The organism is Janthinobacterium sp. HH106, assembly GCF_001758725.1.
Taxonomy (GTDB): domain Bacteria; phylum Pseudomonadota; class Gammaproteobacteria; order Burkholderiales; family Burkholderiaceae_D; genus Janthinobacterium.
The window spans coordinates 84,790-108,955 of record NZ_LRIC01000031.1 but is presented as its reverse complement, the minus strand read 5'-3'; the positions used below and the strand labels follow the sequence as shown (position 1 = coordinate 108,955).

At 60.7% G+C, this 24,166-nt stretch carries 20 protein-coding genes; 7 read left to right on the top strand and 13 right to left on the bottom strand.

Going from position 1 to position 24,166, the window contains the following annotated elements:
* Nucleotides 1–221: 221 nt before the first annotated feature.
* Nucleotides 222–695, top strand: coding sequence for a MarR family transcriptional regulator (locus JAB8_RS14790; protein WP_070221725.1), 474 nt, complete (start codon nt 222–224; stop codon nt 693–695).
* Nucleotides 696–717: 22 nt separating this feature from the next.
* Nucleotides 718–1,566: a CPBP family intramembrane glutamic endopeptidase gene (locus tag JAB8_RS14785; RefSeq protein ID WP_070290367.1), complete on the top strand. Its 849-nt coding sequence runs from the start codon at nt 718–720 to the stop codon at nt 1,564–1,566.
* A 13-nt stretch (nt 1,567–1,579) separates the two neighbouring features.
* On the opposite strand, the gene dacB is transcribed toward JAB8_RS14785, so the two are convergent.
* Nucleotides 1,580–3,082: a D-alanyl-D-alanine carboxypeptidase/D-alanyl-D-alanine-endopeptidase gene (gene dacB / locus JAB8_RS14780; protein ID WP_070290365.1), complete on the bottom strand. Its 1,503-nt coding sequence runs from the start codon at nt 3,080–3,082 to the stop codon at nt 1,580–1,582.
* 8 nt (nt 3,083–3,090) lie between these two features.
* Complete coding sequence (locus JAB8_RS14775; RefSeq protein WP_034753725.1) at nt 3,091–4,329, bottom strand: nucleoside recognition domain-containing protein; 1,239 nt, start codon at nt 4,327–4,329, stop codon at nt 3,091–3,093.
* Nucleotides 4,330–4,545: 216 nt separating this feature from the next.
* On the opposite strand from JAB8_RS14775, the gene JAB8_RS14770 reads away from it, so the two are divergent.
* The 4 genes from JAB8_RS14770 to JAB8_RS14755 all read left to right on the top strand — a co-directional run bounded on the left by JAB8_RS14770 (nt 4,546) and on the right by JAB8_RS14755 (nt 11,508).
* Nucleotides 4,546–6,351, top strand: a complete 1,806-nt coding sequence (locus JAB8_RS14770) for an ABC transporter substrate-binding protein (RefSeq protein WP_175445202.1) — start codon at nt 4,546–4,548, stop codon at nt 6,349–6,351.
* A gap of 217 nt (nt 6,352–6,568) precedes the next feature.
* Entirely contained in the window at nt 6,569–9,361 is a 2,793-nt protein-coding gene (locus JAB8_RS14765; RefSeq protein WP_070290364.1) for a TonB-dependent receptor, read from the top strand.
* Between the two features lie 88 nt (nt 9,362–9,449).
* Entirely contained in the window at nt 9,450–10,529 is a 1,080-nt protein-coding gene (locus JAB8_RS14760) for an LD-carboxypeptidase (protein WP_070290362.1), read from the top strand.
* An 85-nt stretch (nt 10,530–10,614) separates the two neighbouring features.
* A complete protein-coding gene (locus JAB8_RS14755) occupies nt 10,615–11,508 on the top strand; it encodes a YihY/virulence factor BrkB family protein (RefSeq protein WP_070290360.1) in 894 nt (297 codons plus the stop codon).
* Between the two features lie 423 nt (nt 11,509–11,931).
* On the opposite strand, the gene JAB8_RS14750 is transcribed toward JAB8_RS14755, so the two are convergent.
* The 6 genes from JAB8_RS14750 to JAB8_RS14725 all read right to left on the bottom strand — a co-directional run bounded on the left by JAB8_RS14750 (nt 11,932) and on the right by JAB8_RS14725 (nt 18,600).
* Nucleotides 11,932–13,059: an acyl-CoA dehydrogenase family protein gene (locus tag JAB8_RS14750; protein WP_070290356.1), complete on the bottom strand. Its 1,128-nt coding sequence runs from the start codon at nt 13,057–13,059 to the stop codon at nt 11,932–11,934.
* A 38-nt stretch (nt 13,060–13,097) separates the two neighbouring features.
* Complete coding sequence (locus JAB8_RS14745) at nt 13,098–13,766, bottom strand: SDR family oxidoreductase (RefSeq protein ID WP_070290349.1); 669 nt, start codon at nt 13,764–13,766, stop codon at nt 13,098–13,100.
* Between the two features lie 72 nt (nt 13,767–13,838).
* Nucleotides 13,839–15,035, bottom strand: a complete 1,197-nt coding sequence (locus tag JAB8_RS14740; RefSeq protein WP_070290347.1) for an acetyl-CoA C-acyltransferase — start codon at nt 15,033–15,035, stop codon at nt 13,839–13,841.
* Nucleotides 15,032–16,831 carry a bifunctional isocitrate dehydrogenase kinase/phosphatase gene (gene aceK, locus JAB8_RS14735; RefSeq protein WP_070290345.1) on the bottom strand — a complete coding sequence of 600 codons (1,800 nt, stop codon included), beginning with the start codon at nt 16,829–16,831 and terminating at the stop codon, nt 15,032–15,034. The genes JAB8_RS14740 and aceK overlap by 4 nt, the downstream gene beginning before the upstream one ends.
* Nucleotides 16,832–16,884: 53 nt before the next feature.
* Entirely contained in the window at nt 16,885–18,069 is a 1,185-nt protein-coding gene (locus JAB8_RS14730; protein ID WP_070260712.1) for an isovaleryl-CoA dehydrogenase, read from the bottom strand.
* Nucleotides 18,070–18,195: 126 nt separating this feature from the next.
* Complete coding sequence (locus JAB8_RS14725; RefSeq protein WP_046683171.1) at nt 18,196–18,600, bottom strand: MerR family DNA-binding transcriptional regulator; 405 nt, start codon at nt 18,598–18,600, stop codon at nt 18,196–18,198.
* A gap of 713 nt (nt 18,601–19,313) precedes the next feature.
* Here JAB8_RS14725 and JAB8_RS28200 point away from each other — a divergent pair.
* Complete coding sequence (locus JAB8_RS28200; protein WP_034753756.1) at nt 19,314–19,721, top strand: hypothetical protein; 408 nt, start codon at nt 19,314–19,316, stop codon at nt 19,719–19,721.
* 62 nt (nt 19,722–19,783) lie between these two features.
* Here JAB8_RS28200 and JAB8_RS29530 read toward each other — a convergent pair whose 3' ends face one another.
* The 5 genes from JAB8_RS29530 to JAB8_RS14700 form a co-directional block, all read right to left on the bottom strand.
* The gene (locus JAB8_RS29530; RefSeq protein ID WP_162995524.1) at nt 19,784–20,119 is read right to left on the bottom strand and encodes a hypothetical protein; all 336 of its coding nucleotides are present in this window, start codon (nt 20,117–20,119) and stop codon (nt 19,784–19,786) included.
* Between the two features lie 167 nt (nt 20,120–20,286).
* A complete protein-coding gene (locus JAB8_RS14715) occupies nt 20,287–20,901 on the bottom strand; it encodes a UbiX family flavin prenyltransferase (RefSeq protein WP_070290343.1) in 615 nt (204 codons plus the stop codon).
* On the bottom strand, nt 20,894–21,205 hold the full coding sequence (gene grxD / locus JAB8_RS14710; RefSeq protein ID WP_034753766.1) for a Grx4 family monothiol glutaredoxin: 312 nt from the start codon (nt 21,203–21,205) through the stop codon (nt 20,894–20,896). The genes JAB8_RS14715 and grxD overlap by 8 nt, the downstream gene beginning before the upstream one ends.
* 105 nt (nt 21,206–21,310) lie before the next feature.
* Entirely contained in the window at nt 21,311–21,781 is a 471-nt protein-coding gene (locus JAB8_RS14705; protein ID WP_070221738.1) for a GNAT family N-acetyltransferase, read from the bottom strand.
* A gap of 4 nt (nt 21,782–21,785) precedes the next feature.
* Entirely contained in the window at nt 21,786–24,134 is a 2,349-nt protein-coding gene (locus JAB8_RS14700; protein WP_070221739.1) for a Tex family protein, read from the bottom strand.
* Between the last annotated feature and the right edge of the window lie 32 nt (nt 24,135–24,166).

The following is a 24,166-nucleotide window of genomic DNA, read 5'->3' as shown; positions in this document are numbered from 1 at the left end:
CGCCGATGATAGTGCTGCAACCAGTGTGAAAGTAGGTTATCGTCAGGCTTGTTATACGCAGTAAGAGAAAAACCCCGCCGGATTCCGGTGGGGTTTTTTTTCGTCTGGCGATTCCTCGCCACTCCTCCTCTTTTCAGCTACCCCCTGCTACTTTGTGCATAAAATGCAACAGCTTTCAGTATTTATATAAGTGCTTATGTAAATGCTGTTACTATCGCTACATGAAACAAGGACTCGGAACACAACTACGCCACCTGATCGAACTGCTGGACGGCGCCGTCCAGCAAGCCTACGCGGACGCGGGTCTCGATTACCGGCCGCGCTACACGCCCGTGATGCGGGTGCTGGCGCAACAGCAGAGCGCGACCATCGGCCAGTTGGCCGAGCTGGCGGGCATCACGCAGCCAGCCGTCACGCAAACGGTGGCATTGATGAAAAAGGAAGGCTTGCTGCTGGTGGCAGCCGGTGGCGAGGATGGCCGCCAGCGTGTGGTACGCCTGAGCAGCCAGGGCGAGGCCTTGCTGCCCCATCTGCAGAGGTGCTGGCAGGCGACCAAGTGTGCTGCCGATAGCCTGGATGCGGAATTGGCATTTCCTTTATCCACATGCCTGGCGCAAGCCATCACGATGCTGGAACAGCGCTCATTTGGCGAGCGCATCCGCGATACAAGCAAGCAGCTAAAAACAACGCCCTGAAAACTGTCTGAGGAAAGCGACGATGGACAATACCCTGAGCATGGCAACAAAAAAATCCCCTCTGGCCCGCCTGATGGCCTATCCCCTGGTGCAGATTGTGCTGGGCATGGTCCTTACCTTTGCCGGGATACCGCTGGTAATGGGCACCGCTTCCCAACTGGTGGAAAAGCCCTACCGCATCCTGTGGCCGCAGTTGCTGGCGGCGCTGCTGGTGTGGTGCGGCTACCGTTTCTATGTGCGGTGCATCGAGAAGCGCCAGCCGGCCGAATTGGCAATGCCGGGCATGGCGCGTGAACTGGGACGCGGATTGCTGCTCGGCGCCGGACTGGTCTTTCTCACCTTTGTCGTGCTGGCAGCGCTGGGCGTATATCAGTTTAGCGGCGTCAACGCCCCGAGCTTCATGTTGCTGCTGCCGCTGGCGGAACTCGTGCTGGTCGGCATGGCCGAGGAGATGATGTTTCGCGGCATCCTGTTCGGCGTGACGGCACGTGCGCTGGGCAGCAAGGCCGCCATCGTGATTTCATCGCTGGTGTTCGCCCTGGCCCATTTTCCCAATGCCGGTTTTTCGCTGCTGGCCATCGCCGCGATTGTCGCCTATGGCGTGCTGCAGGCCGCACTGTACATGCGGACGCGCCGCCTGTGGGTGTGCATCGGCACGCATGTCGGCTGGAATTACTGTGTCAGCCAAGTGTTTTCCTCGACGGTATCGGGCCACGCGGCCACGGACGGCCTGCTGCGCGGCGAACTGGCGGGCAATGCCATGCTGACGGGCGGCGCCTTCGGTGTGGAAGCGTCGCTGGTGACGATCCTGCTAATCGGCGCCGTCGCCGCGTATGTGCTGCGCCTGGCGTTTGCCAGCGCACCACGCTAGGCCGCTACCGGCCTTATTGGCCGGCCACCACCGGCACGGCGCCGCTCCTGGCCACCCACTCGATCAGCGCATCGACGGCGGCGCGGCCATTGCCATTGCCCGCCAAGTCGCTATTGATCATGGCGACCACTACGCACTGTTGATTATTCGCATCAGGTACGTAGCCGGCGATGGCGACCACATTTTTTAATGTCCCCGTCTTGATGCGGGCCCGCGCGGCGGCCGGGCTGTTCAGCAGGCGCTTGCGCATGGTGCCGTCCAGCGCCACGATGGGCAGGCTGGATTGGAACTCGGGCGCCCACGGGCTTTGCTGCATCGCCTGCAGCACGCCAGCCATTTGCGCTGGCGCAATGCGTCCCGTGCGCGACAAGCCGGAACCGTTGTCGACCAGCATGCCCTGGGTGTCGATATGGTGCCGCTGAAACCATTCCTGGATCACTTGCCGCGCCCGGCTGGCCGTGTCTTCCGGCGCAGCCATGGCGACGGGGCGGCTGCCTAGCCAGCCATCGCTTTGCAAGCTGCCCAAGCTGAGGAACAGGGTGCGGGCCAGGGTGTTGTCGGAGGTCTTGTTGATATCGCGTAATACTTCCGGCAAGGCGCGCGCCACGTGGTCGGCCAGCATGCGCGTGCCGACGGGTTCGGCCGTCGGCGGCAAGCCGGTCAACGGCGCTTCGCGCACCGTGCCCGTAATCGTGCCGCCCAGGCGTTTCCACGTGGCGCGGAACAAGCGGTCTGCATAATCGTTGCGGTCAAGCACATTGATGCTGGTCGCCTTGCTGCAGTTTTGCGGGAAAGTGCCGTGCAGAATCACTTGCAGCTTGCCGCTCGCATCGCGCCGGTATTCTGGCGGACGCCAGCCATCTTCCCATCGCGCGCAATTGCCCTTGACCAGTTTCATGTCGCTCGTGATGCTGACATTCTCGAGCGGCGGCTGCATGAGGATGCTCAATTGCCGGTCCGTCGAGTTCATATTGATATCGAGCAAATTAGTGTTCAACAACAAGGCATCGGGGATGACGTTGTAGCGGAACTCGGCCGACTCGTCGAACGGCGGCACGCCGATATCGGGCCGTGCCGGCTGGAACAACTGGCGGTCGAGGATCAGATCGCCCTTGATTTTCACGATGCCCTGGTTGCGCAGGGTTTGCAGCATGTGTTCCAGCACGTCCGCGTTGAAATCCGTGTCGGCGCCGCCGCGCAGGATCAGGTCGCCCTTCAGCACGCCATTGATGACGTCGGCGCTGGTGCGCAGTTCCGTGCGGCCGCGGAAGATGGGGCCCAGCTGCTCCAGGCCCACGGCCGTCGTCACCAGCTTCATGGTGGATGCGGGTTGCATGCTGCGCTCGGCCCCATGCGACAGCACGGTGGTGTTGCCGCGCAAGACGATGGCGCCCATGGCGTCTTCGGGAATATTCGCGCCGCGCAGCAGCAGGCTGACGGATTCGGGCAATTGCGCCTGTGCATTCGACAAGCCGATGCCAGCCAGCAAGGCGGCGATGAGGATGGGACGGAACATGGCTCTCCTTAGTGGAAAAAGACGTAGGCAACGAAGACGGCGGTGATCACGCCGGCCAGATCGGCGATCAGACCGGCCGTGATGGCATAGCGCGTCTTGCGGATGCCCACCGAGCCGAAGTACAGGGCCACGATATAGAAAGTGGTGTCGGCCGAGCCCTGGAAGACGCAGGCCAGGCGGCCGACAAAGGAGTCGACGCCATAGGTATTCATGGCGTCGATCATCATGGCTTTCGAGCCGGAACCGCTAAGCGGCTTCATCATGGCAGTCGGCAGGGCGGGCACGAAGTCCGTATTGATGCCCAGGTTGGCGAAGAACCAGTTCATGCCGCTCATCAGGAAATTGAACACGCCCGCGTTGCGGATCACGCTGATGGCCACCAGCATGCCGACCAGGTAGGGAATCACGGTGATCGAGGTCTGGATGCCGCCCTTCGCCCCCTCGATGAAGGCGTCGTACACGTTCACCTTCTTGCGCAAGGCGCCGATAATGAAGATGGCGATGACGCTGATCAACACCAGGTTGCTGACCACTTTCGAGACCAGCTCGATTTCCTGCTTCGTCAGGTATTGCGTGAAGTACCAGATCATGGCGACGATGGCGCTCGTCATGCCGCCCATCCAGCCCAGCACGACCCTGTTGAGCAAGTTGATGCGTTGCTTGATGGAGACCGTGATGATGCCGACCATGGTGGCGACATAGGTGGCGATCATGCAGGGGATAAAGATGTCGGACGGGTCGGCCGCGCCGAGAATTGAGCGCTGCGCCATGATGGCCAGCGGAATCAGGGTCAGGCCCGAGGTGTGCAGCACCAAAAACATGATTTGCGCATTCGTCGCCTCTTCCTTGTTCGGGTTCAAGGTTTGCAGGCTTTCCATGGCTTTCAGGCCGAAGGGCGTGGCCGCATTGTCCAGGCCCAGCAGGTTGGCCGAGAAATTCATCACCATGTGGCCCGTGGCCGGATGGTCCTTGGGAATTTCCGGGAAGATGCGCGAAAAGAAGGGCGCGATGACTTTTGCCAGCCAGCCGACGATGCCCGCCTTTTCACCGATGTTCATGATGCCCAGCCACAAGGTCATCACGCCCGCCAGCGGCAGGGCGATATCCATCACTCCCATGCGCGCCGTTTCGAACGTGCCGTCGATGATGCGCTTGAAGATATCGGTATCGCCGAGAAACAGCCACTGCAGCACTGCGGCCAGGAAGCCAACGAGGAAAAAGCCGGACCAGATGTAATTAAGTGCCATATGCGATCAGTTCTGTCTTTCGGGGAGGTGAAAAGGTACTGCAAACAAAGTATAGAGGCAGCCCGATACGAGTTGATGAAAGAATGCAGCAATCGCATGCCAAAAAGTTATAAGCTGGCAGCCTGTTTTCATTGGCGCCCCGTAGCTTGCCCGCGTAGTGTGGGGGATGTCTGTCGCTTATCGCTGTTCGTTACCCTTGTCTGCACTGGATCACTGATGATGTTTTTACGCAAAACCGCCTGCGCCGCCGGCCTGGCCCTGTTGACGCTGTTTACCGCGCCCGCCGAGGCCGCCACCGATGCCCGCGCGAACAAGACCCTGCACTTATTTTTAAGCACCAGCGAGACGGGCCTGGACCCGGCCGTGGCCTCGGACCTGGCCAGCCTGAATTTGATGGAAAACATTTTTGACCCCTTGCTGCGCTACGACTACCTGGCGCGCCCGGTACAGCTGCAGGGCAATACGGCGCGCGGCTTGCCGACCGTGGAAGATGGCGGCCGCATGTATACCTTTCACTTGCAGCCCGGTATTTTTTTCACCCCTGATCCCGCCTTCAAGGGCCAGCCGCGCGAAGTGACGGCGCAGGATTATGTGTACAGCCTGACGCGGCTGTATGACCCCAGCCTGAAGTCGCCGTGGCTGTTCTTGCTGGAAGATAAGCTGGTGGGCGACGCGGCCCTGAAAAGCAAATTCAGCTACGACACGCCGATCGCCGGCCTGCAGGCGCTGGACAAATACACCCTGCGCATTCGCCTCAACGCCATCGACCCGAATTTCCTGTTCTACCTGGCCATGCCGGCGACCGCCGTGGTGGCGCGCGAAGTGGCCGAAGCGTACCCGGCGGCAGGGCAGATCGGCAACCATCCCGTGGGCACGGGACCGTTCCTGGTGAAGGAATGGAAGCGCAGCGACAAGATCGTGCTGCAAGCCAACCCGACTTTCCGCCCCACCGTGTTCCATACGGAAACCACTGCGCTGGCCGCCTTGCCGGTCGACGCGCGCGCCATCGCCGCCGCGCTGGAGGGTAAACGTTTGCCCCTGGTCGAGCGCATCGAGGTGCGGATCGTCGAGGAATATCAATCGCGCATGCTGGGCTTTCTGAAAGGCGAATTCGATTACCTGGAACAAGTGCCGGAATCGATGACGGACATGGTGCTGGAAAACGGCGCCTTGAAACCGGCGCTGGCCGCCAAGGGCTTGCAGCTGACGCGCTTTCCCGTGCTGCAGACGTATTACATGTGGATGAATATGGACGATCCCGTGCTGGGCGGCATGAGCAAGGACAAGCTGGCCCTGCGGCGCGCCATTGCCCTCAGCTACAACAGCCGCGAAGACATCGCGCTATTAAAGAAAGGCCTGGCCTTGCCGGCGCAGTCGCCGCTGCCGCCCAACGTGCTCGGCTACGACAAGCATTACCGCAGCCCCGTCGGCTACGATCCGGCGCTGGCGCGTGCGCTGCTGGACCGCTTCGGCTACAAGGCGGGCGCCGACGGCTTTCGCACGCAGCCGGACGGCACGCCCCTGATCCTGACCATGCACACGGAGCCGAGCACGGTGGGCCGGTTGCGCGATGAATTGTGGCGGCGCAACCTGAACGCCATCGGCCTGCGCGTGGAGTTTAAAAGCGACAAGAAGACGGAAATCATCAAGGCGTCGCGCCTGGGCAAGGTGCAGATGTTCGAGACCAATTGGATCGCCGACTTCCCCGATGGCGATAACTTTATGCAATTGTTGTATGGTGGCAACGTTGGCCGCGCCAACTATGCCCGCTTCAATTTGCCCGATTACAATAAACGTTATGAGGAGGCGCGCCTGCTATCCGATACGCCGCGCCGACGCAGTCTGTACTTCGACCTGTTTCAGCTGATCCACGCTTACACGCCGTGGGTGCTGCTGACGCATCCCATCTCTGCCGACCTGCAGCAACCGTGGCTAAAAAACTACAGGCGCCACCCTGTGGAATTCACGTCCTGGCGCTATCTGGACGTGGACAAAACCAAGGGTAGCCCCGCAGGCAAGTGACCACGTCGCTGAAAAGGGCATTCATTCCAAAAAGTTATGGTTAGGAAAGCATTTTTCATTGGCTGGGCCCGGACGCATCGCGCTACTCTGAAAATGAAAACAAATAAAGTAAAGCGCTGGCGTCATAAAAAAATGTACCGCGAGACAGACGCCGCGACCTTACAAAACAGCCTGGACTTGAGAACTCAAGTTTCGATTGCCCAACAAGGAGAGACCAGTGAAATTGAAGAAACTAGCGCAGTTGGTGGCATTGATGGGGGTGGCGGGGCCGGTGATGGCACAGGAAGCGGCGGCGCCAGCGATGCAACGGGTCGAAGTGACGGGCAGCAGCATCAAGCGCGTGGCCAAGGAAGGCGCGCTGCCGGTGCAAGTCATCACCTTTGATCAGATGGAAAAGCAGGGCATCACGACGGCCGAGCAACTGGTGCGCACCCTGTCGGCGAATGGCACAGGTGCCGAGAACATGACTTCGGGCAATAACGTGTTTGGCGCCGACGCCGACCGTCTTGCCGGTGGCGCCTCGTTCGCCTCGCTGCGCGGGCTGGGACCGGGCGCGACTTTGGTACTGCTGAATGGCCGCCGCGTGGCCACGCATGGTGCCAGTGGCCGTGCCGTCGACTTGAATTCCATTCCGCTGGGCGCAATTTCTCGTGTGGAAATCCTCAAGGATGGCGCCTCGGCCATCTACGGCACGGACGCCATCGGCGGCGTGATCAATTTCATTCTGAAAACCAATTACAGCGGCGTGGAAGCGTCCGTTTCCACCAACGATACGCAGGCAGGCGGCGGCGCCACGCGCCGCGCCTCGCTCCTGGCCGGCACGGGTTCGCTGGAAGAGGATGGCTACAACCTCATGGCCAGCCTGACCGTCGACAAGGCGCAGCGCCTGAACGGCAGCGACCGCTCCTTCGTGAACGGCTACCAGCCTGGCCGGGGCCTGTCGCCCGACACCACGGGCACGCCATTCGCCAACCAGATGTCGGGGCCGGGCACGGCACTGCAAATCCCCAATCCTGATCCGACAAAACCAGGGACGTTTATTGGCGGTTACACCTTGCCTGGCGACCCGACGGTGTATCTGCAAGCCAATCCCCTGAGCTTCCAGGGCAAGTGCGACAGCATCGCCGGCATGTCGCAGTATCAGACGGCACTGTGGAAAGACGTGACCTCACCGCGCAGCACCACGCATTCGTGTGCGTATGATTACGGCGCCGACTATGTGCTGCAATTTCCCGTCGAGCGGGCCAATCTGCTGTCGCGCGGCACCTTCCAGCTGGCACCCGACCACCGCATGTTTGTCGAAGTGCTCGGTTCGCGCACCAAGGCCACGGCCATCCTGACGCCGATGCAGGTGCAGACGAGCATCGCCAACAAGGCCGTGTATCCGGTCGGCGGCGCGTATTACCAGGATTTGTCGGCCTATATTCCCACGTTCGACAATACCAAGCCGATTGCCTACAAATGGCGCGCCAATGAGATCGGTAACCGCACGCAGGAAAACACCACCGACAATGCGCGCGTGCTGCTGGGTTTTGAAGGCAACTTCGGCAAGTGGGATTACAAGACCGGCGTTTCCTACGCACAGAGTACCACCAAGACCAAGCTGACCGATGGCTATTCCTACACGGACAAGTTATATGCGGCCTTGGGGACAGGGATCATCAATCCATGGGTGGGCGCCGGCCAGAGCCAGACGGAAGCGGCCAAGCAATTGATCGAATCGACCAAGTTCCGTGGCGACTTCCAGCATGGCAAGACGACCCTGACGCAGATCGACGGTTCCGTATCCGGCGAGCTGTTCCAGCTGCCGGCTGGCGCCGTGGCGATGGCCGCCGGCTTTGATTTACGCCGCGAGGGCTACAGTTTTGGACAGGATGTCGATGCCAACCTTATTCTATTGGCGCCAGGAAATGCCGCCTTGAAGGATGTCAGCCGCAACGTCAAGGCCGTGTATGCCGAGTTGCTGGTACCCATCATGAAAGACCTGGAAATGCAGCTGGCCGTGCGTCGTGACGATTACAGCCAGGTGGGCGCCACCACGAATCCCAAGATTGCCTTGCGTTACCAACCGGCCGATTTCGTCCTGTTCCGCGCCTCGGCCAGCAAGGGATTCCTGGCGCCGAGTTTCGACCAGCTCTATTCAGGTGTATTGACGCAGGAATTGCCGAATGGTGTGAAAGATCCGGAAGGCTGTATCAAGCATCCCGGCGTGACCGAATACTGTTCCATTCCCCGCCTCATTTACACGACGGGCGGCAACCTGAACCTGAAGCCGGAGACGTCGAAGCAGGGCAGCGTAGGTATCGTCATCGAACCGGTGAAGGGTTACTCCGCCTCGTTCGATTACTGGGCCATCAATACCCAGGACCAGCTCCTGAAACGCACGCCGCAAGTCGTGCTGGCCAATTACCAGGCGCTGAACCAGTACATCTTCCGCAAACCCGATGGCACCATCGATTACGTGCAGGCGGGCTGGTTCAATGCGGGTGGCAGCCGCGTGCGCGGCCTGGACGTGAGCTTGCGCGGCGAAGGCAAGGTCCAGGACGCGAAATGGACTGCAACCCTGGACGGCACGTATATGGACAGCTTCAAGTTTGCCGAATACAAGGGGCAAGAATACAAGGAGCTGGTTGGCAACTTCTACACGCGTGATTTGTACTTGCGCTGGAAACACAATGCCAGCTTCAGCGTATCGCGCGGCGACTGGAGCGGTTTGCTCGTGCAGAGTTTTGCTTCCGGCTACAAGGACCAGGTACCGAATGATGGCAAGGGGACGCCGCCACCAGGTTTCAAATCCGATGTGTCCAGTTACACCACGTACAGCTTGTCGGGCACGTACACGGGCTTCAAAAATACCACCATCACAGTGGGTATCCAGAACTTGTTCGACCGCGACCCGCCATTCACTGCGCACAACGTGGATGACGTGGTGGGCGCCGGCTGGGACCCGCGCGTGGCCGACCCGCGCGGCCGCTCGCTGTCGTTCCAGCTGAAGTACAAGTTCATGTAAGGCGGTCATGCCGGCGGCGATCCCGTCGGCATGCTAACCTCGTGCGGCGGCGCCTGGCGTCGCCGTTTTTATTCCAGGAAAGGGCCGCATGTCCAGTCAGACCAATCTCAGCCGGCGCCGCTTCGGCGGCTTGCTGGCCGCCACTCTCGGGGCGGCAGGTACACCGGCATGGGCGGCGGCCGCGCAAGGGAAGGGCAAACGCATGCAACAGCCACACGCATTGATCAAACCGGCGCGCTTGCGCGACGGCGACCTGGTGGCCATTATCGCGCCGGGCGGTTTTACGGATGAGGAATCCATCGCCAAGGCCCAGCGCAACATCGAATCGCTGGGACTGCGCGCCAGTCTGGGCGCTAACATCCGCGCCGTGCACGGCAACTATGCGGGCACGGTGCGGCAGCGCCTCGACGATCTGCACGCGGCGTTCGCCGATCCCGAGGTCAAGGCGATCTGGGCCATCCGTGGCGGCTCAGGCTGCATTTCGCTGCTGGCGCTGCTCGATTACGCCTTGATCCAGCGCAATCCGAAAGTGCTGATCGGCTATTCCGATATCACGGCCCTGCACCTGGCCATCGCCAGCCAGACGGGCCTGGTGACTTTCCACGGGCCCGTGGCTTCGTCCACGTTTTCCGACTACACGGTGACGCAGCTGCGCAATGTGCTGATGACGCCGCAAGACAGCTATACGATACCGATGGCGCTGGACAACCACCGCCGCGCGCAGACGCAGCCGAACTTCGCCATCCGCACCGTGCATGGCGGCCAGGCGACGGGGCGCCTGACGGGCGGCAACCTGTGCATGGTCAGCGCGCTGGCCGGCACGCCGTATGCGGCCGATTTCCGTGAGCATATCTTGTTCCTCGAAGAAATCAATGAAGTGCCGTACCGCATCGACCGCATGCTGTGCCAGCTCGACCTGTCCGTCGGTTTCAAGCACGCGGCGGCCTTGATGCTGGGCATTTTCGAGCATTGCGAGGCGGCCGAGGGCGATACGGCGCTGACCCTCGATGCCACCCTGGACCAGCATTTGCTGCCCTTGAGCGTGCCGGCCGTCAGCGGCTACTCGTTTGGCCACATCCGCCACCAGTTCACGCTACCGATGGGCATATTGGCCACCCTGGATGCGGACCGGCAAACCTTGACCTTGCTGGAGCCGGCCGTCTGCTAGCGTACGGTGCAGCGGGGCGATTGTCAGTATGCTAGTGTGATAAGGCGTGGCACGAGGCCGCGCCGCCTTCTACACCGCTTCCGCCATGATCAACCGCCACGCCAGTACCTACATCCTCAGCCACCCGCTGGCCTTCGCGCTGCAGGTGCTCAAGGGTTTCCGCGCCAACCAGGGCTTGCTGCTGGCGGGCGCCGTCGCGTATTACTCGCTGCTGTCCATCGTGCCCCTGCTGATGCTGGTGGTGGTGGCCCTGTCGCACGTAATCGCGCAGGATGAATTGCTGCAAACAATCGGCCACTACCTGGAATGGCTGGTGCCGGGGCAATCGAAGGCCATCGTGGGCGAGATCGCGCATTTTCTCGACAACCGGGGCGTGATCGGCTGGCTGCTGCTGCTGACCATGCTCTTTTTCAGCTCGCTGGCGTTTACCGTGCTGGAAAACGCCATGAGTGTGATCTTTGTCCACCGCGTCGCCATCCGCCGCCGCCATTTCCTCATTTCCGCCGTGCTGCCGTACTGCTACATCCTGTGCCTGGGCGTGGGCATCTTGCTCATCACGCTGGTGGCGGGCGGCTTGCAGGTGATGGGCGAGGAAAGCGTGCGCTTTTTGCGTCATGACTGGGGGCTGGAAGGCGTGTCCGGCGTGCTGCTGTATCTGCTGGGGCTGGGCGGCGAAATCCTCGTGCTCAGCTCGATCTACCTGGTCATGCCGGTGGGAAGATTGTCGATCACGCATGCGCTGATCGGCGGCGTGACGGCGGCCCTGCTGTGGGAAATTGCCCGCCACGTGCTGGTCTGGTATTTTTCCACCTTGTCGCAGGTCAATGTCGTGTACGGCTCGATGACGACGGCCATCGTCGTCATGTTCAGCCTGGAAATCGGCGCCACCCTGCTGCTGCTGGGCGCGCAAGTGATTTCCGAGTACGAAAGAGTGGCCCGTGGCGGCGAAGAAGACAAGCCGCTGGCGCTAAGGACTTGATTTAACGTATGGCTTCAATTCATTGTTGCATTGCACAAAAAGCTGTGCTATACTCCGTTCAGTGATTGAGATTTGGCAACAAATTATCTCACCATCCAGTTTCAGCGCGGCGACCGACAGGTGTAATGTCGATGGCGTGACAGTGCGAAGAAATGGATTTTGTAATTCCGGATACGATGGTCGATTTACACCTTGGAGTCACCATGCAGATAGCATGGGAGTCCGAAAATCAGGAGGCACTTTGCAGATAGCACTGGCGTCCATGACACGATTAAAGCATTGGTAATACATTGGAACAAGCCCGCGTTTTAGCGGGCTTTTTTTCGTCCATCGTTGGCGTATGGGGTCAGACCCACAACAACGCTAACGCAAAGCTCCGCGCCAACGCATATGGGGGGTCTGACCCCAGCTTTTGCCTGGGGTTTACAGCGCCCGCGCAATCAAAATCTTCTGGATATCGCTCGTGCCCTCGTAAATCTGGCACACGCGCACGTCGCGGTAGATGCGCTCGACGGGGAAATCGGACACATAACCGTAGCCGCCGTGCACCTGGATGGCGTCCGAGCACACTTTTTCCGCCATTTCCGACGCGAACAGCTTGGCCATCGCCGCTTCCTTCAGGCAGGGCAAGCCCGCATCCTTCATGGCCGCCGCGTGGCGGATCAGCTGGCGCGCCGCTTCGATCTGCGTGGCCATGTCGGCCAGGCGGAATTGCACGGCCTGGTGTTCATAGATGGGTTTGCCGAAGCTTTCCCGTTCGCGCGCATAGCTCAGCGCTGCTTCATACGCGGCGCGCGCCATGCCCACGGCTTGCGAAGCGATGCCGATGCGTCCGCCTTCCAGGCCGGACAGGGCGATCTTGTAGCCTTGGCCTTCTTCGCCTATCAGATTTTCCGCGGGGATGCGGCAGTTCTCGAACAGGATTTGCGCCGTGTCCGACGAATGCTGGCCCATCTTCTGTTCCAGTCCCGCCACGATGTAGCCGGGCGTGTTCGTCGGCACCCAGAAGGCGCTGATGCCGCGCTTGCCGGCCGCCTTGTCGGTGACGGCCATGACGATGGCCACGTCCGCATATTTGCCACTGGTAATGAACTGCTTCGTGCCGTTGATGACGTATGCATTGCCGTCGAGGGTGGCCGTGGTGCGCAGGGCGGAGGCGTCGCTGCCCGTGTGCGGTTCCGTCAGGCAAAACGCCCCCAGCATCGTGCCTTGCGCCAGCGGGCGCAGCCATTGTTCCTTTTGCGCGTCGTTGGCGTACATCATGGCGATGCTGCACACGGGGCAATTATTCACGGAAATGATGGTCGACGTGCCGCCATCGCCGGCGGCGATTTCTTCCAGCACCAGGGCCAGCGATACATAGTCGAGGCCGGCGCCACCGAGCGCTTCCGGCACGGCCACGCCAAAGGCGCCCAGCGCGGCCAGTTCCTGCAATTCTTCTTTCGGGAAATGATGTTCCTTGTCCCAGCGGGCCGCATTGGGCGCCAGGCGCTCGCGCGAAAAACTGCGCAGCGCTTCCTGGATCATCGATTGTTCTTCATTGAGTATCATGGGACGTCGTCTCGTTTGTTTTTATGGTGTGTGGGGAGTTACCAGCCTATGGGCTTGCCGTCGTAGTTGCGGAACACGGCCTTGTCCGTGGCCGACAGGCTGGCCAGGGTGGCGCGGATGCCGGCAGCACTTTCTTCCGGTGAAATATCCGCGCCGGCGCCGCCCATGTCCGTGCGCACCCAGCCCGGGTGGAAAGCGACGCAGCTGACGCCTTGCGGGCCATGCACGAGGGACGTGTCGATCAGCACGGAATTCAAGGCGGCCTTGCTGGCGCGGTACAGCGAACCGCTGGGGTTGCCGCGCTCGCTCAGGGAGCCCATGTGCGAGGACAGCACGGCCAGCTTGCCCTTGGCGTTAGCCACCAGCGGCGCCAATATCGGCAGCAGCCGCATGGCCGCCAGCACGTTGGTGTGCATGACGAGGTCAAAATCGGCTTGCGCAGGAAAACCGTCGTGACGGGGGCCATACACGCCCGCGTTGAGGATGGCCACGTCGAGTTTTTCATCGTCGAGCTTCCAGCCCAGGCCGGCACAGCCTTCCACATCCGTCACGTCGAGCTGGTGCGCTTCCGCACCCAGTTGCTTGAGAGCCTCGCAGGCGTCCGGCGTGCGCGCCGTGGCGATCACACGCCAGCCATCGTGGCGGTATTGACGGACGATTTCGTGGCCGATGCCGCGCGAGGCGCCGATGATCAATGCGGTAGGCATATTTTTCTCCCTGAAAATAAAATGAAAGGCGCGCACCGTGAACCGCCGTGCGCGCCCGTGCTCAGGAACAGCTTATACCAGTTCGATCGCCATCGCCGTCGCTTCGCCGCCGCCGATGCACAGGGCCGCCACGCCGCGCTTGCCGCCGGTTTTCTTCAGGGCGCCCAGCAGGGTGACGATGATGCGCGCGCCCGAGGCGCCGATCGGGTGGCCCAGCGCGCACGCGCCGCCGTGGATGTTGATCTTGCTGTGCGGAATGTCGAGGTCATGCATGGCGGCCATCGGCACGGCGGCGAACGCTTCATTGATCTCGAACAAGTCCACATTGCTGCTGCTCCAGCCCGTCTTGGCGTAGAGTTTTTTCACGGCGCCGATGGGGGCCGTGGTGAACTCGTTCGGCGCCTGCGCGTGCGTGGCGTGGCCGTGGATTTTCGCGATGACGGTGCAGCCCAGTTTTTTCGCCGTCGATTCGCGCATCAGCACCAGGGCTGCCGCGCCATCGTTGATCGACGACGACGAGGCGGCCGTGATGGTGCCATCCTTCTTGAAGGCGGCTTTCAAGGTCGGGATTTTTTCCAGGCGGGCTTTTTGCGGGCCTTCATCGATGCTGACGACGGTGTCGCCGCCGCGGCCGGAAACGGTGACTGGCACGATTTCCCATTCGAAACTGCCATCCTTGGTAGCGGCCTGCGCGCGTTTCACGGATTCGATGGCAAACGCATCCTGCGCTTCGCGCGTGAAGCTGTACTGGCTCGCGCACTCTTCGGCAAACGTGCCCATCGAGCGGGCATTGCCCTTTTCATCGCGGCTGTAGGCGTCTTCCAGGCCATCCATCATCATGTGATCATAGATCATGCCGTGGCCGATGCGGTAGCCGCCGCGTGCCTTCGGTACCAGGTAGGGGGCGTTGGTCATCGATTCCATGCCGCCCGCCACCACCACGTCGGCGCTGCCGGCGAGCAAGGTGTCATGCGCGAACATGGTCGTCTGCATGGCCGAGCCGCACATTTTCGACAGGGTCACGGCGCCCGTGGAATCGGGCAAGCCCGCCTTGCGCAAGGCCTGGCGCGCGGGCGCCTGGCCTTGGCCAGCCATCAGGCAGTTGCCGAAAAACACGTGTTCAACGGCATCCGGCGCCACGCCGGCCCGCTCGACGGCGGCGCGGATGGCCACGGCGCCCAGGTCGCTGGCGGTGACGGTGGCAAAGTCGCCCTGGAAGGCGCCCATGGGGGTGCGCGCGGCACCGACGATTACGACTGGATCATTCATGTTGGATCTCCGTTTGAGGGGTGGGAAGGTGACTGCATACAAAAACGCAGGTGCTGCGGATACGGGAAGACGTCCTCGATATGGCCGTCTTCGATGCGCTGCTTGCGCGCCAGCCAGTAGGCGGCCGTCAGCAGGTCGGCATGGTGCTGCATGAAATATTTACGGATACGGGGATTGCCCAGCAGGAAGGTGCCGAATTGTTCGGGAAACACATCGTGCTTGCCGATGGGATACCACGGTTCGGCCGACATTTCTTCCTCCTCCGTGCGGGCTTGCGGGATGACGCGGAACTGGCAATCGGTGATGTACTCGATTTCATCGTAATCGTAAAAAACGACACGCTGATGACGGGTCACGCCAAAATTTTTATACAGCATGTCGCCAGGAAAAATATTCGCCGCCACCAGTTCCTTGATGGCGTTGCCATACTCGACGATGGCGTGTTCCACCAGGTCATCGCGGCCTTCTTTCTCGGCATTGCTCAGCCACATGTTCAGTGGCACCATGCGCCGCTCGATGTACAGGTGGCGGATGATGATCTGCCCGTGCTCTTCCTCGATCAGCGAGGGGGCGAACTGCTTCAGCTCGGCCAGCAGTTCCGCGGCAAAGCGGGCGCGGGGAAAAGCCACGTTGGAATACTCGAGCGTGTCGGCCATGCGGCCCACGCGGTCGTGGTGTTTCACCAGCAAATACTTTTGCTGGACTTGCGCGCGCGTGGTTTCCTTGGGAGGAGGAAAGAAATCCTTGATCACCTTGAAGACATACGGAAACGACGGCAGGGCAAATACCAGCATCACGAGGCCGCGAATGCCGGGCGCGCTCTCGAAGTGGTCCGACGAGTGTTTTAAATGCTGCAGGTAGTCGCGGTAAAACAAGGTCTTGCCCTGCTTTTGCAAGCCCAGTATCGTATAAATCTCACTGCGAGGCTTGCGCGGGAGCAAACTTCGGAGAAATTGTACATAGGCGGACGGTACTTCCATATCCACTAGGAAATACGCGCGCGTAAACGAAAACAGCACGGCGATCTGCTGCTGCTCGAACAGCACCGTATCGAGCACCAGCTTGCCGTGGCGGTTGTGCAGGATGGGCACGACAAACGGGTATTCGCGGTTGCCGTTGATGGCCTTGCCGACCAGGTAGGCGCCCTTGTTGCGGTAGAACAAACTGGTCAGGACCTGGAGCTGGTGGTTCGGCTCCAGCCGGTCGCTGCCGAACAGCTGCTGCAGGCGCGCTTCCACCTGGGCTACGTCGCGCTCCAGGTTGGCAAATGCGCAGTCCAGCTGGAAGTTGTTCACCATGCGCGTCAGGGTATCGCGCAAGCCGTCCTGGCCCGGGTAATACACGCGGTAGGTGGGTGCGGGGTCTTGCGTTTCGATGTATTCCGTGGAAACGACGGGGCGCACGAAAATATAGTCGTTATTGAAATACGTGCGGTGCAGGATGTTGCAGCAGACGGAATTGAAGAAGGTTTCCGCCAGTTCCGGCTGCTTGTGTTCCGTCAGCATGCCGATGTAGTGCAGCTTGAGTTCACGCCACACTTCGTCGCTCAACTCCGACTCTTCGTACTCATCTTCAAGCATCTGCACGCATTCCTGCACGCGCTTGTCATAGAAGTCGATGCGTTCGCGGGCCGCCGTCTGTGCCGCGCTCCAGGCGCCTTGCTCGAAATACCGCTTGGCTTGCTGGCTCGTTGCGCGGAACAGGCGGTAATGCTTGTCGAAGCCGTCGCGGATGGTGCGCGCGATATCGAATGCAATCTGGGAAGAGAGCAATTTGGGGAAGGCAATGTGCGTCATAGCTGTGCTCGCATGAATGGCTCCTCACCCAGTCGATCGCCGCGCGCCCGTGCTTACTTGGTTTCCGCAAACAGTTCGCGGCCTATCAGCATGCGGCGGATTTCGCTGGTCCCGGCGCCGATTTCGTACAGCTTGGCATCGCGCCACAGGCGGCCAGCCGGATACTCGTTGATGTAGCCGTTGCCGCCCAGCGCCTGGATCGCTTCGCCCGCCATCCAGGTCGCCTTTTCCGCACTATACAGAATGGCACCGGCCGCATCCTTGCGCAACTGGCGCACGGCTTCCGGCGTGGTGGCGCGGTCGCAAGCCTGGCCCACGGCGTAGACATAGGCCTTGCACGCCATCATGGTCGAATACATATCGGCCAGCTTACCTTGCATCAACTGGAATTCGCCGATGGGCTGGCCGAATTGCTTGCGGTCATGCACGTAGGGCACGACCAGGTCCATGCAGGCCTGCATGATGCCCAGCGGGCCGCCGGACAGCACGGTGCGCTCGAAATCGAGGCCCGACATCAGCACGTTGACGCCCTTGCCCAGGCCGCCGAGTACGTTTTCGGCCGGTACTTCGCAATCCTGGAATACCAGTTCGCCCGTGTGCGAGCCGCGCATGCCCAGCTTGTCGAGCTTTTGCGCGATGGAAAAGCCCTTGAAATTCTTTTCGATCAGGAAAGCCGTCATGCCGCGCGGACCGGCTTCCAGGTCGTTCTTCGCGTACACCACCAGCACGTCCGCGTCGGGACCGTTGGTGATCCACATCTTGGTGCCGTTCAAGACCCAGCGGTCGCCCTTGAAGTCGGCGCGCAGCTTCATGCTGACGACGTCCGAACCCGCGTTCGGTTCCGACATGGCCAGCGCGCCGATGTGTTCGCCCGTGATCAGTTTCGGCAGGTACTTCGCCTTTTGCTCGGCCGTGCCGTTGCGCTTGATCTGGTTCACGCACAGGTTCGAGTGGGCGCCGTAGGACAGGCCGACGGAAGCCGAGGCGCGCGAGATCTCTTCCATGGCGATGATGTGCGCCAGGTAGCCCATGCCGGCGCCGCCGTATTCTTCGCTGACGGTGATGCCGAGCAAGCCCATGTCGCCCATCTTGCGCCACAGGTCCATGGGGAACTGGTCGGTGCGGTCGATCTCGGCCGCGCGCGGCGCGATTTCGGCGGCGGCAAATTGTTGGATCGCTTCGCGCAGGGAGGCGATGTCGTCGCCGTGGTCAAAGGTCAAGCCTGGGAGATGGAGCATGTCGTCCTCGTCGTCGTTATAAGTGTGGCGGTCATGGGTGCCGGGTCAGTGAAGCTATGATACTCAGTTGTGACGTTTACGTAAACGTAAAGTGGCGCGCGCGGCAGGTGTGCGCCGCTTGCCTTGCTAGCTTGTTTGCGCCTTATCAAGGTTCAAGTCCGCCAGCATGCGCGCGCACGCGTCTTCATGCGCGCTGATTTCCGCCAGCGCCATTTCGATATCGATGCGCTGCTGCTCCAGGGTCTGCCGGTGCTGCGCCAGCACGCCCAAGAAGCGGTCCATCTGCGCGCGCGTGTCCTTCGGCGACTCGTACATGTCGACCAGGCTCTTGATCTCCGACAAGGCCAGGCCCAGGCGCTTGCCGCGCAGGGTCAGTTTCAGGCGGGTGCGGTCGCGCGGTGTGTAGACGCGGCTGCGGCCGCCGGCGCCTTCGCGTTTCGGGCTGAGCAAGCCCTGGTCTTCATAGAAACGGATGGCGCGCGCCGTGATGTCGAATTCCCGCGCCAGTTCGGTAATGGTATAGGTCGTCATGGGTGCGGGCGGTGTCGGTTGCATGGGTGGTCGGTCGTCAGATGGGATGCGGCGAGACAGGTGGTGGCAAAGTGCCGTTTACGTCAACGTCAATACTATTGTAGCGTGCCCTGCCCGTGCTGCAACAAAGAAAAAAGAAGGCGTAAAGGGAGAATTTGGCGAATCAGACAACAATTACTGAAAATAAATTGATTCTTCTTGCACAAACGCGCTTAAGATCGAGAGTTGGTGGCCAAGATGACACCAAAAAGAGCTTTCCTGGCATAACGGCGACATTCTTTTCGCTGCGATGGCAGTAAAATTTTTTAGGTGCAGATTCTTTCCAGTAGGCACGATCAAAAAACAACGTTTCACTATGAACACGTCGTTCATGTCGTTTCCATATTGGAAACAAAATGGCCCTTCTGAAAACTTTGTCTACAAGAAATTGTATGACATGGGCATTGCATGTATCGGCAGAGGAGGGCATTATCCGATACCGTACGTTGTAATGCCAAACCGAGGCTTTGAATCGTGCTGCAGTGCGAAAATCAAGGCTAGCCGCGAATTTGACCCGAAGCCACGCAGAATCGCAAGAGAAAATTCGGCCCACTTTTTGACCTGAAAAGCCCGGCCGGAGTGTTAATTGTTAATTGATACTCTTTTCAAATGTAACAATCTGTATGGTCATTCAAGAAACTGACTTTCATGTTACAACATGAAATAGTACACCTATGAATTCTTCTAACGAACGCGAAAGCTTCAGCCAGCGACTTCAGTTGGCTCTCAAAAACGCCCATTACTCTCCAGACAGCCCGACCAGACTGGCCCGGGAATTCAACATCCGTTTCGATGGACGCCCGATTACTGTGCATGCAGCTAGGAAATGGTTAGTAGGTGAAGCAATTCCCACGCAAGAAAAATTGCGCATGATTGCCCAATGGTTGGGCGTTCCCGCGGAATGGTTGCGTTTTGGCGGCCCGGAAAGCGCCACGCCGAATGGTGAAGCGGGCAGCGCTTTATCGCGCTTTGAGTCCGCCGATGTGAAATTAATTGCCGATTTGCAAAGATTGGATGAACATCATCGTCAAATCGCGCGAGAATTTATTCGCATGCTGGTGAGAGTCAACTACCAAAAGTAAGCATTCAGGCCCTCCCCGGCCGGCGCCGTCCGCCTTACGCTGGCGGCGCTCCCCCTGTCCTTTTATTTGCGCAAGGTCATACTGGAGACATGATTTTGCCGCACAATAAGACCTCGCATGTTGCGCTGCAGCGGAATTATTTGACAATAATCCCGTACGCAGCGGCGCAGCGGCCAATACCAGCGCATAATCACATCAGAAGCAGCCAGTTCATCCACTACGGAGCCGAGCATTTGAGCCGTCTTATGAAAAGTAACTACAGCAATACCGCGCAGCTGAAGGACTTGATGACCGTGCCCCCCATGACTGCCGCGCAACATGCGGAAGTGATGCGCAAACGGATCGCCCACCGCAGGATGGTTGAAGAAGCCAGGGATTTGAAGCAGGCCAGTGCTCATCAGTTCGACAAGAGGTGAGGGATGCCTGACCAAAGCTACTGCGCGTCGCGCTTTGCGGCCGGCGATGCTCACCGTGCTAGAGCACGGTTGCGCTTCTCGGCCACAAATCACTGCCGCTCGCTACGCTTTTGTCAGGCATCGTGATGCCAGTTAATTCGTGACGCCAACTAGAGGATAGGGGTGTCGCCAGCGGACTTCAAACCATTCCACCGCGGTGCCAGGGCGTGCTCGATGCCGAGCAGGTCGATGACCCTCGCCACCGTATGGTCGACCATCTCCGCAATGCTCTGCGGGTGGTGATAAAAGCTCGGTAAGGGCGGGAAGATGATGCCGCCCATTTCGGTCACGGCCGTCATATTGCGCAGGTGCGCCAGGTTGAACGGCGTTTCGCGCACCATCAGGATCAGGCGCCGGCGCTCCTTGAGCACCACATCGGCGGCCCGCGTGATCAGATTATCCGACAAGCCGTGCGCGACGGCCGCCAGGGTCTTCATCGAGCACGGTGCGACGACCATGCCATCCGATTGAAACGAGCCGCTGGCGATCGACGCGCCGATGTCGCGCAGCTTGTGCACGACGTGCGCCTGCGCTTCGACGTCCTTGCGTCCCACGCCCGTTTCCTGGTGCAGGGTCAAAACAGCGGCATCGGACAGGACCAGATGCGTCTCGACGCCGGGGATGGCGCCGAGCAATTGCAGCAGCCGCAAGCCATACACGGCGCCCGTGGCGCCCGTGATGGCCACGACGATACGGCGCGGCCGCTGCGTTTGGCTATCAGGCATCCAGCAGGGACTTCAGTTCGCCCGATTCAAACATTTCATTCATGATATCGGAACCACCGATGAACTCGCCTTTGACATACAGCTGCGGAATGGTCGGCCAGTTCGAGTAATCCTTGATGCCCTGGCGAACTTCCGGATCATCCAGCACGTTGACGGTAGCGATGTTTTCCACGCCGCACGCTTTCAGGATCTGGATGGCGCGGCCGGAAAAGCCGCACTGCGGGAACTGGGCCGTGCCCTTCATGAACAGCACGACTGGCGTGTTCGTCACGGTTTCTTTGATCCAGGTTTGTACGTCGCTCATAGCTGCCTCTGATGGGTAAATAAATAGATGCCGTCATTTTATAAGAAAACGACGGCACGGGTATGCGCTCAAGTCATAAATCGGGCAAGTCAGCCACGTTGACGCTTATAAGGTCTTGCCCAGACAGGTCGATTGTGCCGCGCCCACGTATTTGCCCCAGGCAAGGACCGGCACATAGCCGTGCCTGGCATAAAACGCTACCGCGCGGGCATTTGCCACGCGGGTGGACAGGTGCAGGGCCTGATAGCCATGCCGGCGCGCCTGCGCCTCCACGTGGGCCAGCAGGGCCGCGCCCACGCCTGTGCTGCCGGGATGCGCATACATGCGCTTGAGTTCGCCTATGGAACTGTCCGGCCCGCCCAGCGGGCGCAGGGCGGCGCAACCGAGCAGTGCTCCAGCCGCATCGCGGGCCAGGTAAAAGCCGCCGCGCGGCGTTGCCGCTTCGACATCGAAGGAGGAACGGCCGCTGTCGCCATTGATGCGCAGCAGCGCGTCCGACAATGCGTCGAGCAGCAGCTGGGCATCCGGGCTGGCGGCGTCCACCGCCAGGATGACGAGGTCACGCCCGGCGGCCATGGGCTTAGCCGCGCAGCTTGGCGAAGGCGGCGGCCATGCTGCCGGCCGGCTCGGGCGCGTTGCGCGACTGCGACTGGTGCTGCGCCATGCTGCGGCGGTCGTTGCGGTCGCCACGCTGCTCGGGCTTGCTGCCCGCTTGCGGCGCGCTGTCCGTCAGGCGCATGGTCAGCGCGATGCGCTTGCGCTTCTCGTCGACTTCCAGCACTTTCACGCGCACGACCTGGCCTGCTTTCACCACCGTGTGCGGGTCTTTCACAAACGTGTTCGACAGGGCCGAGATGTGCACGAGGCCATCCTGGTGCACGCCGATATCGACAAAGGCGCCAAAGGCGGCCACGTTGGTGACCACGCCTTCGAGAATCATGTCCGGGCGCAAGTCGCGGATTTCTTCCACGCCTTCCTTGAAGGTGGCGGTGGTAAATTCCGGACGCGGGTCGCGGCCCGGCTTTTCCAGTTCCTTCAGAATATCGCTAATGGTCGGCACGCCGAAGGTTTCATCCGCGTATTTTGCCGGGCTGAGGGTTTTCAGCAAGGCGGTCTCACCGATGACGGCCTTGATATCCTTCTTGATGTCGGCCAAAATCTTTTCCACCAGCGGGTACGATTCCGGGTGGACGGCCGAGGCGTCCAGCGGGTTCTCTCCGCCCATCACGCGCAGGAAGCCCGCCGCCTGTTCGTAGGTCTTGTCGCCCAGACGCGGCACGGCCTTCAAGGCCGCGCGCGAGGTGAACGCGCCCTTCATGTCGCGGTAGGTGACGATGCTTTGCGCCACGCTGGCCGACAGGCCGGACACGCGCGCCAGCAGGGGAGCGGACGCCGTGTTGACGTCCACGCCCACGGCATTCACGCAATCTTCCACCACGGCATCGAGCGAGCGAGCCAGCTGGCTTTGACTCACGTCATGCTGGTACTGGCCCACGCCGATCGATTTCGGGTCAATCTTGACCAGCTCGGCCAGCGGGTCTTGCAGGCGGCGCGCGATCGAGACGGCGCCGCGCAGCGACACATCCATGTCCGGCAATTCCTTCGAGGCGAATTCGGACGCCGAATACACCGACGCGCCCGCTTCCGAGACGACGATCTTCGTCATCTTCGCTTCCGGATGCTGCTTGATCAAATCCTGCGCCAACTTGTCCGTTTCGCGCGAGGCGGTGCCGTTGCCGATGGAAATCAAGGACACATTGTGCTTGGCGGCAAGACGACCCAGCGTGTGCAAGGAGCCATCCCAGTCGTTCTTCGGCTGGTGCGGGTAGATCACGGCCGTGTCGACCACTTTACCGGTGGCATCGACCACGGCGACCTTGACGCCCGTGCGCAGGCCAGGATCGAGGCCCATGGTGGCGCGCTGGCCGGCCGGCGCGGCCAGCAGCAGCGCTTTCAGATTGGTGGCGAAGACGTTGATCGCGTCGAGTTCCGAGCGTTCGCGCAGCGCGCCCATCAGTTCAGTTTCCAGGTGCATGAAGCTTTTCACGCGCCAGGTCCAGCGCGCCGTGTCTGCCAGCCATTTGTCGGCCGGGCGGCCTTGCTGCTTGATGCCGAAGCGGGCGGCGATGCGGCCTTCGCACGGATTGTGCGGCGCATCCCATTTCGGTTTTTCCGCTTCTGTGTCCAGGCGCAGGGTGACGTCGAGGATGCCTTCGCGGCGGCCGCGCAGCAGCGCCAGCGCGCGGTGCGATGGCACGGTGGAAATGGTTTCCGAGTAATCGAAATAATCGGCGAATTTTTCGCCTTCGTCCTGCTTGCCTTCCACCACTTTCGACTCGACGATGCCGTGTTCCTGCACGTATTCGCGCAAGGTTTGCAGCAGGGTCGCGTCTTCGGCGAAGCGCTCCATCAGAATCTGGCGCGCGCCGTCGAGGGCCGCTTTGGTGTCGGCCACGCCCGGGTTGTTGCCGTCGGCACTAGTAAACGCGTCGCGCAGGAACTTGCCCGCTTCCATTTCCGGCGTCAGTTCCGGGTTTTCCAGCAAGCCGTCGGCCAGCGGCATCAGGCCCGCTTCGATGGCGATCTGCGCCTTCGTGCGGCGCTTCTGCTTGTATGGCAAATACAGGTCTTCCAGGCGTGTCTTGTCTTCCGCGTGCATGACGGCGTCGAGCAGCTCGGGCGTCATCTTGTTCTGTTCCGTGATCGAGGCCACGATGGCGGCGCGCCGCTCTTCCAGCTCGCGCAGGTAGCGCAGGCGCTCTTCGAGCAGGCGCAGCTGGATATCGTCGAGGCCGCCGGTCGCTTCCTTGCGGTAACGGGCGATGAAGGGCACGGTAGCGCCTTCGTCGAGCAGTTCGATGGCGGCGGCAACCTGCACCGGTTTGGCGGCAAGTTCAAGGGCAAGGCGTTGTTCGATAGTGGGCAGCATGGTTGTTTCCAGAGCGATCAAGCCTGGAATGA